This is a genomic window from Aeromonas sp. S9(2024), from assembly GCF_041403185.1.
GTDB lineage: Bacteria > Pseudomonadota > Gammaproteobacteria > Enterobacterales > Aeromonadaceae > Aeromonas > Aeromonas enteropelogenes.
In genome coordinates this window covers 326,552-339,255 of record NZ_JBGLRE010000003.1, presented here as the reverse complement: position 1 = coordinate 339,255, position 12,704 = coordinate 326,552, and the positions used below count along the sequence as shown (strand labels likewise).

General features: G+C 62.6%; 9 protein-coding genes and 1 pseudogene. 9 read left to right on the top strand and 1 reads right to left on the bottom strand.

Annotation, left to right across the window (positions count from 1 at the left end):
• The first annotated feature begins 2 nt into the window (after nt 1-2).
• From nuoI to ACB028_RS07715, 9 genes and pseudogenes are all read left to right on the top strand, one after another.
• The gene (nuoI, locus tag ACB028_RS07755) at nt 3-545 is read left to right on the top strand and encodes an NADH-quinone oxidoreductase subunit NuoI (protein WP_026458087.1); all 543 of its coding nucleotides are present in this window, start codon (nt 3-5) and stop codon (nt 543-545) included.
• 10 nt (nt 546-555) lie between these two features.
• A complete protein-coding gene (gene nuoJ, locus ACB028_RS07750) occupies nt 556-1,098 on the top strand; it encodes an NADH-quinone oxidoreductase subunit J (RefSeq protein ID WP_371143922.1) in 543 nt (180 codons plus the stop codon).
• Nucleotides 1,095-1,403: an NADH-quinone oxidoreductase subunit NuoK gene (gene nuoK / locus ACB028_RS07745; protein WP_026458085.1), complete on the top strand. Its 309-nt coding sequence runs from the start codon at nt 1,095-1,097 to the stop codon at nt 1,401-1,403. The genes nuoJ and nuoK overlap by 4 nt, the downstream gene beginning before the upstream one ends.
• Nucleotides 1,400-3,247: an NADH-quinone oxidoreductase subunit L gene (gene nuoL / locus ACB028_RS07740; RefSeq protein WP_371143921.1), complete on the top strand. Its 1,848-nt coding sequence runs from the start codon at nt 1,400-1,402 to the stop codon at nt 3,245-3,247. The genes nuoK and nuoL overlap by 4 nt, the downstream gene beginning before the upstream one ends.
• Nucleotides 3,248-3,344: 97 nt before the next feature.
• Complete coding sequence (gene nuoM / locus ACB028_RS07735) at nt 3,345-4,883, top strand: NADH-quinone oxidoreductase subunit M (protein ID WP_371143920.1); 1,539 nt, start codon at nt 3,345-3,347, stop codon at nt 4,881-4,883.
• Nucleotides 4,880-6,343, top strand: coding sequence for an NADH-quinone oxidoreductase subunit NuoN (gene nuoN, locus ACB028_RS07730; RefSeq protein WP_371143919.1), 1,464 nt, complete (start codon nt 4,880-4,882; stop codon nt 6,341-6,343). Before nuoM ends, nuoN begins: the two co-directional genes overlap by 4 nt.
• Nucleotides 6,344-6,551: 208 nt before the next feature.
• Nucleotides 6,552-7,685, top strand: a complete 1,134-nt coding sequence (locus ACB028_RS07725; protein WP_371144007.1) for an FIST signal transduction protein — start codon at nt 6,552-6,554, stop codon at nt 7,683-7,685.
• Nucleotides 7,682-9,124 carry an HD-GYP domain-containing protein gene (locus tag ACB028_RS07720; protein WP_371143918.1) on the top strand — a complete coding sequence of 481 codons (1,443 nt, stop codon included), beginning with the start codon at nt 7,682-7,684 and terminating at the stop codon, nt 9,122-9,124. Before ACB028_RS07725 ends, ACB028_RS07720 begins: the two co-directional genes overlap by 4 nt.
• Nucleotide 9,125: 1 nt before the next feature.
• Nucleotides 9,126-10,667: pseudogene (locus ACB028_RS07715) on the top strand (HD domain-containing phosphohydrolase).
• Nucleotides 10,668-10,713: 46 nt separating this feature from the next.
• Here ACB028_RS07715 and ACB028_RS07710 read toward each other — a convergent pair.
• On the bottom strand, nt 10,714-12,606 hold the full coding sequence (locus tag ACB028_RS07710; protein WP_371143917.1) for a DEAD/DEAH box helicase: 1,893 nt from the start codon (nt 12,604-12,606) through the stop codon (nt 10,714-10,716).
• Between the last annotated feature and the right edge of the window lie 98 nt (nt 12,607-12,704).

The following is a 12,704-nucleotide window of genomic DNA, read 5'->3' as shown; positions in this document are numbered from 1 at the left end:
GTATGAAAATCGTGAGCATTATCCAGGGTGTCGGCACCCAGTTACGCAGTCTGGCCATGGTCTTCTCCCATGCCTGGCGGCCCCGTGAAACCCTGAACTACCCGGAGCAGGCGGTTTACGCCCCACCCCGCTATCGCGGCCGCATCGTGCTGACCCGCGATCCGGACGGCGACGAGCGCTGCGTGGCGTGCAACCTGTGCGCCGTGGCCTGCCCGGTCGGCTGCATCTCGCTGCAAAAATCGGAGCGGGAAGATGGCCGCTGGTATCCGGAGTTCTTTCGCATCAACTTCTCCCGCTGCATCTTCTGCGGCCTGTGCGAGGAGGCCTGCCCCACCACCGCCATTCAGCTGACGCCGGATTTCGAGATGGGGGAGTATCGCCGCCAGGATCTGGTGTACGAGAAGGAAGACCTGCTGATCAGCGGCCCCGGCAAATACCCGGACTACAACTTCTATCGCATGAGCGGGATGGCCATCGACGGCAAGCCGAAAGGGGATGCCGAGAACGAGGCCAAACCCATCGACGTCAAGAGCCTGCTGCCCTGAGGAGTCAATCATGGAACTGGCATTCTATGCCTCGGCCCTGGTGGCCATTTACAGCACGCTGCGGGTGATCAGCACCAGCAATCCCATGCATGCGCTGCTCAATCTCATCATCTCCCTCATCGCCGTGGCCATGATCTTCTTCTGCCTGGGTGCCGCCTTCGCCGGTGCCCTGCAGGTGATCGTCTACGCCGGCGCCATCATGGTGCTGTTCGTGTTCGTGGTGATGATGCTGAACCTGGGCTCGGCCCAGGCCCAGGAGAAGAAGTGGCTCACCCCCATGACCTGGGGCGGTCCGGCCCTGCTCTCCCTCATTCTGCTCAGCTTTCTGGCCTACGGCATCCTCGGGGTGACCGGCGGCCAGCTGGGCATCGGCGAGGTCACAGCGAAAGAAGTGGGCGTGGCCCTGTTCGGCCCCTATGTCCTGGCGGTGGAGCTCGCCTCCATCCTGCTGCTGGCGGGCCTGGTAACCGCCTATCACCTTGGGCGCGAGGACAAGAGCGGTGAGGTGCTCTCGGTGCCCCGCACCCAATCTCAGGAAGGAGGTCAGCAATGAACACCATCCCCATGGAGCATGGTCTGCTGCTGGCGGCTGTGCTCTTTTGCATCGGTCTGTGCGGCCTGCTTATTCGCCGCAACCTGCTCTACATCCTGATGAGCATCGAGATCATGATGAATGCCTCGGCACTGGCGTTCGTGGTAGCCGGTAGCCGCTGGGTCCAGGCCGATGGCCAGATCATGTACATACTGGTGATTTCTCTGGCGGCAGCGGAGGCCAGTATCGGCCTCGCCCTGTTACTGCTGCTCTATCGTCGTTACCACACCCTCAACGTGGACACTGTGAGCGAGATGCGCGGATGAGCCTCCTATACTTGACCTTTCTGTTTCCGCTGCTGGGCTGGCTGCTGCTGGCCTTCTCCCTCGGCCGTTTTGGCGAGCGCACCTCGGCTCTGATCGGGGTGGGTTCCATTGGCCTGTCGGCCCTCACCACCCTCTGGGTGGCCATGGATTTTCTGGCCAATCCGCCGGCGGGGGGCGTCTACCTCCAGACGCTATGGCAGTGGATGGCGGTGGGCAACTTCACGCCGACGTTCCGCCTGGCTCTCGATGGCCTGTCGCTCACCATGTTGGGAGTGGTGACCGGGGTGGGCTTTTTCATCCACCTGTTCGCCTCCTGGTACATGCGCGGGGAAGAGGGGTATTCGCGCTTCTTCACCTACACCAACCTCTTTATCGCCAGCATGCTGTTCCTGGTGTTGGCCGATGACCTGCTGTTTGTCTATCTGGGCTGGGAAGGGGTGGGTCTGTGCAGCTACCTGCTGATCGGCTTCTACTACCAGGATCGCAACAACGGGGCCGCCGCCCTCAAGGCATTTGTGGTGACCCGGGTCGGTGACGTCTTCCTCGCCATCGGCCTTTTCCTCCTCTATCGGGAGATGGGCACCCTCAACATCCACGAGCTGCTGGTGCGCGCCCCCCTGATGTTTGCCGAGGGCTCCCCTGCCCTGTCGTTGGCCTGCCTGATGCTGCTGGGTGGCGCCGTCGGCAAATCGGCCCAGCTGCCGCTGCAAACCTGGCTGGCGGACGCCATGGCGGGCCCGACTCCGGTCTCGGCGCTGATCCACGCGGCCACCATGGTGACCGCCGGTGTCTACCTCATCGCCCGCACCCACGGCCTGTTTCTGCTGGCCCCGGAGATCCTCCATCTGGTGGGCGTGGTCGGCGCCATTACCCTGGTGCTGGCCGGGTTCGCCGCGCTGGTGCAGACCGACATCAAGCGGATTCTGGCCTACTCCACCATGAGCCAGATTGGCTACATGTTCCTCGCCCTCGGGGTCGGTGCCTGGGAGGGGGCCATCTTCCACCTGATGACCCACGCCTTCTTCAAGGCGCTGTTGTTCCTCTCCGCCGGGGCCGTCATCGTGGCATGCCATCACGAGCAGAACATCTTCAAGATGGGTGGACTGAGAAAGAGCCTGCCACTGGTCTATGCCTGCTTCCTGGTGGGGGGCTCGGCGCTCGCCGCGCTGCCGCTGGTCACCGCCGGTTTCTACAGTAAGGACGCCATCCTGTGGCAGGTGCAGGCATCCGGCCAGAGCGTCCTGCTGTGGGCCGGTCTCGCGGGGGCCTTCCTTACCTCTCTTTATACCTTCCGCCTCATCTTTATCGCCTTTCACGGCGAGGCGAAGACCAAGGCCCATCCCGGCCATGGTCTGGCCCATCATCTGCCGCTGCAGGTGCTGCTGGTGCTCTCCACCGGCATTGGCGCGCTGATCACCCCGCCGCTGGCTGGGGTGCTGCCGGCCGGTCCTGGCGATGGCATTGAAGAGGGGCGCCATGCCCTCGAGATCCTCTCCGCCATCATCGCCATCGCGGGAATTGCGCTGGCGGCCTTTCTGTTCCTCGGCGAGCGCCGTCTGGCCACGGCCGTGGCCAACAGCGCGCCGGGCCGCCTGCTCAGCACGCTCTGGTTCAACGCCTGGGGCTTTGACTGGCTCTATGACCAGCTGTGGGTCAAACCCTACCTGCTGGCGACCCGGCTGCTGGCCCGCGATCCTCTGGATCGCCTGATGAACCTGCCGGCCTGGCTGGCCCTGCGCAGCAACCGGCTGCTCGCCTGGAGCGTCAGCGGCAAGCTGCGCTGGTACGCGGCCTCCATGGTGATCGGCGCCGCCCTGGTGCTGGCCCTGTTGCTGCTGGGGTGAATCATGACCAAACCGATACCCGTACAGCCAGCCTGCTTGCCCTCCCCGATGGAACGGGGGACGCAACCTCATATGAACTTGAACGAGAGCTGATACCGTGACCTTACTCTGGATCTTGTTAATTCCCTTTATCGGCGGCGTGATCTGCTGGCAGATGGAGCGCCTCGGCGAGCAGTTCGTCCGCTGGGTGGCCTTGCTCTCCATGGGTGCCAGCCTGCTGCTCGCCTGCGCCATCTGGCTCGGGGGGGATTTCTCCCTCGCCACCACGGCGCTCGACAGTGGCACCACTCTCGCCCCCACCTGGGCCGCCGAGTGGCGCCTGCCCTGGATCCCCCGCTTCGGCATCTCGCTGCACCTGGCGGTGGATGGCTTGTCGCTGCTGATGGTGATCCTCACCTGCTTTATCGGGGTGCTGGCCATCCTCTGCTCCTGGAAGGAGATAGTGCAGCGCATCGGCTTCTTTCACCTCAACCTGCTCTGGATCCTGGGGGGCGTGCTCGGGGTCTTCATGGCGCTGGATCTGTTCCTCTTCTTCTTCTTCTGGGAGATGATGCTGGTCCCCATGTACTTCCTGATCGCGCTCTGGGGTCACTCGGTCACCGACGGCAAGTCTCGGATCAACGCCGCCACCAAGTTCTTCATCTACACCCAAGCGAGCGGCCTCATCATGCTGGTGGCCATCATAGGTCTGGTACTGACCCACCAGCACGCCACCGGCGTCTTCACCTTCAACTATCTGGAGTTGCTCAATACCCCGATGAGCAAGAGCGTCCAGTGGCTGCTGATGCTGGGCTTTTTCATCGCCTTCGCGGTCAAGATGCCGCTGGTACCGCTGCACGGCTGGTTGCCGGATGCCCACAGCCAGGCGCCAACCGCGGGTTCCGTGGATCTCGCGGGGATCCTGCTCAAAACCGCCGCCTACGGCCTGCTGCGCTTCGCCCTGCCCCTGTTCCCCGAGGCCTCGGCCGAGTTTGCCCCCTACGCCATGGTGCTGGGCCTTGTCGGTATCATTTACGGCGCCGTGGTGGCGTTTGCCCAGACCGACATCAAGCGGCTGGTGGCCTACACCAGCATCTCCCACATGGGCTTCGTGATGATCGCCATCTATTCCGGCAGCGAGCTGGCCCTGCAGGGGGCCGTGGTACAGATGATCGCCCACGGGCTTTCTGCCGCCGGCCTCTTCATCCTGTGCGGCCAGCTCTACGAGCGGCTGCACACCCGGGATCTGCGCCAGATGGGCGGTCTGTGGGGACGGCTGCGCTACCTGCCCGGCGTCATGCTGTTCTTCTCGGTGGCCTCGCTCGGGATGCCGGGCACCGGCAACTTCGTCGGCGAGTTCCTCATTCTTATCGGTAGCTTCCAGGTCGCCCCCGTCATCACCGCCGTGGCCACCTTCGGCCTGGTGCTGGCTTCGGTCTACTCCCTCATCATGCTGCAGCGCGCCTGCTTCGGCCCTGCCAGGAACGAGGGCGTGCTCAGGGGGCTCGATAGCCGCGAGCTGACCATGATGCTCACCATCGCAGGCCTCCTGGTACTGCTTGGCCTCTATCCCCAACCCGTGCTCGATACCGCCAGCAGCAGCCTTATCAACGTGCTGCACTGGTATCTGCTGCCGACCGCAGGAGCCCTGCAATGACGTTCACCGCTTCCCAACTGCTGGCCCTGCTGCCCCTGCTGCTGACAACCGGGGCCATGGCGGCCCTGATGCTGGCCATCGCCTGGCGCCGCTGTATCACCACCGCTTATATGGTCACCATCGTCGGCCTCAACCTGGCGCTTTTTTCGCTACCCATCGTGATGGCGCAGGACGATCAGGGGGTCACCCCGCTGTTGCAGGTAGACAGCTACGCCGTCTTCTACATGGGGCTGGTGCTGGTCGGCGCCCTGGCCACCTGCACTTTCGGCCAATCCTGGCTGAAAGCCTACCCGGACAACCGGGAGGAGTTCTTCCTGCTGCTGCTCATCGCCACCGCCGGTGGCCTGGTGCTGGCCTGCTCCCGCCATCTGGCATCGCTCTTCATCGGGATCGAGATGCTGACCCTGCCGATGTTCGGGCTGGTGGGCTATGCCTATCGCGAGCGCCATTCGCTGGAGGCCAGCATCAAGTACATGGTGCTCTCCGCCGCCGCCACCGCCTTTCTGCTGTTCGGCATGGCGCTGCTCTACGCCCAGGCGGGCAGCCTGAGTTTTAGCGATCTCGGCCTGACTCTGGCCCAGAGCCCGGCGCACCATCCTTTGCTGATGGGAGGCCTTGGCCTGATGCTGGTGGGCTTTGCGTTCAAGCTGTCGCTCGCCCCCTTCCACCTCTGGACGCCGGATGTCTATGAAGGAGCCCCGGCCCCGGTGGCCACCTTCCTCGCCACCGTGAGCAAGGTGGCGGTGTTTGCCGTACTGCTGCGTTTCTATCTGGCGGTGCCGGCAGCGGCCGACCCCATGATCCACTGGCTGCTGGCGGCCATGGCGGTCATCTCCATCCTCATCGGCAACCTGCTGGCGCTGGTGCAGACCAACCTCAAACGGATGCTGGGTTACTCCTCCATCTCCCACTTCGGTTATCTGCTGGCGGTGATCGTGGCGAGCCGTATCGGCCAGATGCCGGTGGAGGCTGCTGGCGTCTACCTGCTGATGTATCTCTTCACCAGCCTGGGGGCCTTCGGGGTGGTGAGCATGATGTCCAGTCCCTATCGCGGCAAGGATGCGGACTCCCTGCACAGCTATCGTGGCCTATTCTGGCATCGCCCCTACTTGACCGCGGTGCTGACCGTGATGATGCTCTCTCTGGCAGGCATCCCCATGACTCTCGGCTTCATCGGCAAGTTCTACCTCATCGGCGTCACGGTGGAGGCCCGGCTCTGGTGGCTCTCCGGCACCATAGTGCTCGGCAGCGCCATGGGGCTTTTTTACTACCTCAAGGTGATGGTGACCCTCTATCTGCGCGAACCCGGTATGCAGCAACGCGATGCCAGCGCCGACTGGGCGCTCTCTTCCGGCGGCGTGGTGGTCTTGCTCTCCGCCGTCCTAGTGCTGCTGCTGGGACTCTATCCCCAGCCGGTCATCAGCCTGGTGCAGGGCTTTCAGCAGGTGGTGTTGCAATAATCCTTCCCCCTCAAACCGGCAGCCCTAGCTGCCGGTTTTCTCTTCCCGCAGCGTGTCCCGCTTCGCACGACCTTGCCTGTTTATGCCAGGCAACTGCCCTGCCGCTTTCTTATTCCTGTCATTTTTTCTACTGATATTAATGAGATAGATATCACCTGCCGGTTCTGCTATTGATATGGTTATAAGTGTCTGGAATGGAGTTCAGATGATGAAGCAACAGTATGTTGATCAATTCAGCCCGACAGCACTGACCGCGCTACTGGCCTCCTATCAGGGAACGACGCTCACCCTCTTGCTGGCCGAACAGGATCGGGAGCAGGTCCCTCTCCTGCAGGCGCTATGCAATCGCTTCAGCATTACCCTGGATGGCGCCATCTTTCCCCAGCTGCTCGGCCGGCAGGGCTTGCTCTCCCGGGGTGCCTGGCTGCTGCCCCGCCCACAGCCTTATCACTGCGCTCTGGTTCCCCTTGCCCCTCGGGCCGATGCCGAACAGATAGCCCAGGGGATAGCAGAAGCGGTGGAAGCCATGCTGGCCACCTGGTCCGCCGCCACGCCGCCGACCCTGTTTCTCACCTTCGATTGCATGATCCCCAACATCGCCTCGGCCCTGGAGGCGCTCTACCTGCGTCTCGCCAACCGGGTCAACTATGCGGGGGTCAATGCCGGCAGTGGCCAGTTTCAATCCATCCCCTGCCTGTTTGACAACCACCGCCAGATCGCAGGCGGGGTCACCTGCGCCCTGCTGCCCTGTGACAGCTTTCCCTTTCTCGAGCATGGCTACCGGCTTTCGGCCCAGCCCATGCTGGCCACCAGCAGCGAAAACAACAAGGTGGCCTTCATCGACTGGCAGCCTGCCTTTGGCAAGTACCAGAGCCTCATCGAACAGCATTTTCAGCACACCCTGCAGCCTGAAGAGCTCTATCAGTTTGCCGTGCACATACCCCTTGGCCTGCTCAGGGCCAATGACGATGTGATCGTCAGGATCCCGGTGGGGGTAACGCAGGAGGGGGCACTGCTTTGCACCGGCGAGGTACCGGATCACAGCATACTGACCCTGCTAAGAGCGCCAGAGAGCACGAGCGAACATGCCACCGCACTGGCCACTCGCCTCGCCCGTCAGCAAAATCTGACACCGGCGCACCTGCTGGAGGTCTACTACTGCGCGGGAAGACAGCTTCACTTCGGGGAACAGAGCGCCGCTGAGCTGGCGACCCTGCTAAGCGCCTCGGGGGCTGGCGAGCTGGCCGGGGCCCTCTCCCTTGGCGAGATTGGCAACGTGCGCCGCGGGGATTACCCCCAGTTCCATAACGGCGCCATTTTGTGCAACGGGGTGCGATTATGAACCAGGATCATGCCATGGCCATCGTCTGCGATCTGGCGCTCTGCATCGGTCGCGAAGTGACGCTGGATGCCCTGCTCACCAAGGTGCTGCAGCGCTTCATGTACCACTGTGGTACTCCGGTCGGCATGGTACTGGAGCATGATGAGGCGGGTTACCGGCTGCTCAAGGTGATCGGCGATGATGCCCTGAACCGGCAGTGTGGCAGCTCTCTGCCGCTGCCCTCATGGCTAGACGAGGGAGACGAATGCATCCTGCCACACCCGCTCCCGCTGCCTGGCCGGCGCGTTTACCATCATGTTTATCGCCTCAAGGTGGAGGGAGGATATCTCATCCTGCTGCTCTCGTTGCAGCAGGAGCCCGCCCACGCCATCTGCCAGCTGTTCAACCCCGTGCTCGGCAACCTGGCGCGCGCCATCCAGCTTTGCAAGGACAGCGAACAGCTCGCCCTGCGCCAGCAGGCCGAGCTGCAGGATCTTCAGCACTTCAATCAATCCCTGCTCAAGGCGATCCCCATTCCGGTCTTCTATCAGGATGTCGAGGGGCACTTTCTTGGCTGCAACCCGGCCTTCAGCCAGCTGAGCGGCATCAGCAAGAGCGACCTGCTGGGCCAGCGGGCCGAGGATCTGCTGCCCAAAAACCTGACCCGGGCCTATCTTGCCAAGGATGCCGAGCTGCTGCGAAACCGCCAGCCCCAGCGCATCGAGCTGAAGTTGCCCAATGTTCACGGCCGCTACTACGAAATGATCTGCTTCAAGGATCTCTTCTATGACCATCAGGGGACGATCGCTGGCATGATAGGGGCCCTGGTGGACATCACCCTTCTCAAGGAGAGCGAACAGCACCAGCGCGACCTGCTGTTTCAGACCATTTCCGCCCTCTCCAGCGCCATCACCCACAAGGAGCGCAACAGTGCGGGGCATGAGCTCAGGGTGCACGACCTGGCGCTGGCCATCGGCCAGGCGATGCAGCTTTCCCAGGACAGGCTCGACGGACTGGGACTCGCGGCCATGGTGCACAACATCGGCCTGCTGCAGATACCGAGCGAGCTTATCACCCGTCCCCGTGAACTCAGACCCGTGGAGTTCGCCCTCATCAAGCAGCATCCCCAGGCCGGGTACGAGATCCTCAAGCAGATCGATTTTCCTTGGCCGATCGCCACCATAGTGTTGCAACATCACGAGAATCTGGACGGCAGCGGCTACCCCAACGGGCTCACGGAGAGCGCCATCTGCCTCGAGGCCAGGATCATCCGGGTAGCCGACTCCCTGATGGCCATGACGGCCCATCGCCCGTTTCGGCGCGCCATGCCACTGAGTGATGCCTTTGCCGAGCTCACCCGTTATGCCGGTATCCATTACGACGAGAGCGTGGTCAATGTCTGCCTCTCGCTCTGGCAATCCGGCTATGGCTTCACCCCACAGATGGACAAGGCAGGATAGTATGAGCGACATCCTGATCCCCACGCCGGCCCTGGCCGCACTGCAGGCCCCGGGTTCCGTCAAGCTGCTGATCCAGTTGATGGATCAGCTGCCATACCGGATCCTGCTCAAGGATATCCATTTCACCTATCTGGTCTGCAACCGCCTGCTGGCCAGCGATCTCGGCCTGCCGGTCGAGCAGATCACCGGCAAGCACGACGAGGACTTCTTCCCGCCTGAGCTGGTGCAGCGCTATCGGGAGAATGACATCCGGGTCATGACCCAGCAGGTCAATCATCACGCCGAAGAGCCCTACCTCAAGGGCGGTGAGTCCCGCTGGCTCAGTACCACCAAGTTTCCCCTCTACGATGACGAGGGAACCGTGGTCGGCGTCGGGGTTTTCTTTGAAGACATTACCGAGCAAAAAGAGCAGCAACTGAAGCTGCAGCAGCTCAGCTGGACCCAGCAGGCCATCAGCCGTGCCCACCACGCCCTGCTCAAGCCGGGAGATACGCATCTGTTGCTGCAGGATCTCTGCGACGCCATCACCTTCGATGGCCGCTTCCCGCTGGTAGCCGTGTTGCAAGCCGTGCCGACCCCGGGTCAACCTCCTCTCGTGCTGGCCCGTGCCGGTTATGCCGAAACACTGGAACAATCGCTCTGGCTGCAGGATGAGCCTCTGGCTCTGGCAATCCGTGAGCAGCGGCGCCTCAACCAGCGCCTGCCCGACGACGAACCCACACTCCTGCGTGCTCGCCTGCTGGTACCGCTGATCTTGCAACAGGATTTGGCCGGCGCCCTGGTCATCCACAGTGATCAGGCCAGGCTTTTTAGCCGGGAAGAAGAGGAGCTCTTCATCCAGCTGACCGACTATCTCGCCTATGGTCTTCAGGCCCGCCATACCCAGCAGGCCTACCAGAGCTCCCAGCAGGAGAAGATATTGCACGCCCGCCAGCTGGAGCTGGCACTGGAAGATGCCCTGGGCGCCATCGCTGCCGTGCTGGAGCAGCGGGATCCCTACACCGCCGGCCACCAGAAACATGTGGCCAAGCTGGCCCATGCCATCGGGCGGGAGCTGAAGCTGGAAGAGAAGCAGCTGCGCGGCATCTATCTGGGGGCCATGGTGCACGACATCGGCAAGATCTAGGTCCCCGCCGAGATCCTCACCAAACCGGGCCGCCTCACCCAGCTTGAGTTCGAGCTGGTCAAGGAACACCCGGCGATCGGCTATCAGGTGCTCAAGGACATCGCCTTTCCCTGGCCCATCGCCCGGATGATCCACCAGCACCACGAGTACCTCGACGGTTCCGGCTACCCGCAGGGGCTCAAGGGCAACGAGATCCTGCTGGAGGCACGCATTCTCACTGTGGCCGACATAGTGGAGTCCATGTCCTCGGATCGCCCCTATCGCGCCTCTCTCGGCATCCCCCAGGCCAGAGAGCAGATCATCCAGATGCGCGGCACCCAGCTCGATGCCGAGGTGGTCGATGCCTGTTTGCGGATCCTGGATCGCGGCGACTTCGTCCCCTTGCAACTGGGCAACCCCGCCATTGCAAACGGATAAAAAAAGGCCGCTCGATGAGCGGCCTTTTTGATGGTCAATTCAGGGATCAGCTGTCGCGGCGTTTGCCACCGAACTTGCGCTTGTCAAAGCCGCCTTCACGACGGTCTTTGTTGAACGGGCGGTCACCCTGCGGGCGGCGATCCTTGTTGAAAGGACGGTCGCCACGGAACGGACGATCACCGCGCGGCGGACGGCCACCGGTGTTGCCACCGGCCGGCACCTCGGTGTAGCGGCTGATCTGCAGCGGACGCTGGCAGACACGGGCCTTCTTGATCACTTCCAGCACCTCGGCGCTCATGCCCTTGGGCAGATCGACGGTGGAGAAGTCATCGGCGATATCGATGTTGCCGATGAAGCGGCTCTCGATGTTCGCTTCGTTGGCGATGGCACCGACGATCTGGCCCGGCTTGACGCCGTGGTGGGCACCCACGTCAACGCGATAGCGCTCCATCTCCACGTCCGGGTTGTCTTTGAGCGGACGCGGCTCGAGAGACGGCATGCGACGGGCAGGACGATCGCCACGGTCGTGGAAATCGCGGCCACCAAAGTCACGACCACCGTCACGACGGTCGAAACCACCGCGATCGTTGTTGCTGAACAGCGGATCCGGCACGGATTCATCCAGCAGCAGCGGCTGATCACCCTGTACCAGCTTGGCCAGGGCCGCAGCCAGCTCCAGCGGATCGGCAGAATCTTCTTCGATCAGCTCGTTCACCAGGTTGTGGTAGATCTCGAGCTCTTCACCCATCATGGTTTCGCGGATGCGCTCCTTGAACTTGGCCAGACGGTGCTGGTTGATGTCCTCGGTGCTCGGCATCTTCATCGGCTCAATGGCCTGACGGGTAGCGTGCTCGATGGCGCGCAGCATGCGGCGCTCGCGCGGAGCCACGAACAGGATGGCTTCGCCTTTACGACCGGCACGACCGGTACGGCCGATACGGTGTACGTAGGATTCGGTGTCATACGGAATGTCGTAGTTCACCACGTGGGTGATGCGCTCGACGTCCAGACCGCGGGCGACCACGTCGGTGGCGATCAGGATGTCCAGCTGGCCCTGACGCAGCTTGTCAACGGTACGCTCACGCAGCTTCTGCGGGATGTCGCCGTGCAGGGCTTCACAGGCGTGACCACGGGCGGCCAGCTTGCTCGCCAGCTCTTCGGCGGCATTCTTGGTACGCACGAACACCAGCAGGGCTTCGTAGGATTCGACTTCCAGCAGACGGGTCATGGCGTCCAGCTTGTGCAGACCGGTCACCTGCCAGTAGCGCTGGCGGATGGTGGTCGCGGTGGCAGTCTTGGACGCGATCTTGATCTCTTTGGGCTGCTTCAGGTGCTTCTGGGCCACACGACGGATCTGCTCCGGCATGGTGGCGGAGAAGAGGGCAACCTGACGACCGGCCGGGCACTGATCCATGATCCAGTCCACGTCGTCGATAAAGCCCATGCGCAGCATTTCATCGGCTTCGTCCAGCACCAGAGCTTTCAGGCCGGAGAGGTCCAGGTTCTTGCGACGGATCAGATCCATTACGCGGCCCGGGGTACCCACGACAACCTGGGCACCGCGACGCAGGGCGCGGGTCTGGGTTTCGTAAGAGGAACCACCGTAGATGGGCAGCACATGGAAGTCCGGCATGTGGTGAGCGTAGCGTTGGCACGCTTCGGCGACCTGCAGGGCCAGTTCACGAGTCGGCGCCAGCACCAGGATCTGGGTGTTGCGGTTACCGGCTTCCAGACGTGACAACAGAGGCAAGGCAAAAGCAGCGGTCTTCCCTGTACCGGTTTGTGCCTGCCCCAGCAGATCGTGCCCAGCCATCAGGTGGGGAATTGCTGCGGCCTGGATGGGAGACGGGCGCTCGTAGCCCACGTCCTGCAGCGCTTTCAATACGGGCGCGGCCAGTCCAAGCTCACTAAAAAGGGGCAGTTGTTCGGTATCAGACATAGATTCTTCCAGATTAAGGCAGGCGGCTAACACCGCGGAATAGCAAAAAGGCGGCGATTATAGCGCCACTTTGTTCTGCTGTCTTGAAAAATGTGATA